The sequence below is a fragment of the Roseburia sp. AF22-2LB genome, from assembly GCF_003461125.1.
Classification (GTDB): Bacteria; Bacillota; Clostridia; order Lachnospirales; family Lachnospiraceae; genus Roseburia_C; species Roseburia_C amylophila.
Genome location: NZ_QTWM01000023.1, coordinates 1 through 1,052, shown reverse-complemented (window position 1 = coordinate 1,052; position 1,052 = coordinate 1). Strand labels below are relative to the sequence as shown.

Sequence of the window (1,052 nt, the reverse complement as noted above, 5' to 3'; positions counted from 1 at the left end):
TTTCTAAGGAAATCGAGTAAAGATTATTTCGCTGTTGAGTTATCAAAGATAACTGAATAGTACTTGACTACTAAGTTCGAACTTCGTAAGAACTCGTTCTCACTAAGGGTCAAGTATGTATCGCACGTAAGACGCTAACTGCATTACATTTGTTACCGTCTAAGTGCTCATAACAATTCTGGTGGCGATGCGCTTAGGGGAAACACCCGTCCACATCCCGAACACGATGTTTTCTAAGGAAATCGAGTAAAGATTATTTCGCTGTTGAGTTATCAAAGATAACAACACAAGAGAGGAAGTTCTCTTCGCTAAGTTCGAACAGCGCTAAAGCTTGTTCTTACTAATCTCAGAGAACAGCTTTCGCACTAAGCTCGAAAGAACCTCGCTAAGTGTTCAATGCTTCTGGTGGCGATGCGCTTAGGGGAAACACCCGTCCACATCCCGAACACGATGGTTAAGACCTAAGCGGCCGATGGTACTACGCTGGAGACGGCATGGGAGAGTAGGTGGCTGCCAGATTAAAAAAAGAAAACAACAGCTATGCTGTTTTCAACATAAAACGGGCATCCGAAGGATGCTAACCTATATCAGCAGGGAAGTGCTGTTAAGATACAGGGTTTTTACCCGTGATTAGAGGATTCAAAAAATTGAGTTTTCTAATGACTGGTAAAACAGTCAGAAAAACGTACCTTGAAAACTTCATACAGAATTGATGAAAAGACTATCATTTTAGAAATGATAGACCTAAGATATCAAGACATCCGAGAAACAAACCGATTCAAAAGAATCAACAAACACAAGCGTCGTAACGCTATACGACGAGAGCACAGGTGCAATACTTGACTACTAAGTTCGAACTTCGCAGAAGCTCGTTCTTACTAAGGGTCAAGCATGTATCGCACGTAAGTGTTGAAAGAACCAACACTAAGTGCTCATAACAAGGTCAAGCGAAGAAGAGCGCAGGGTGGATGCCTTGGCACTAAGAGCCGATGAAAGACGTGATAAGCTGCGAAAAGTCACGGGGAGGAGCAAATATCCTTTGATCCGTGAAT

Annotated in this window: 2 rRNA genes; both read left to right on the top strand. The window is 42.5% G+C overall.

Annotation, left to right across the window (positions count from 1 at the left end):
• Window positions 1–401: 401 nt before the first annotated feature.
• Window positions 402–519, top strand: a 5S ribosomal RNA gene (rrf, locus tag DWX96_RS14145).
• 422 nt (window positions 520–941) lie between these two features.
• Window positions 942–1,052 (top strand): 23S ribosomal RNA (locus DWX96_RS14140); the annotation flags it as partial.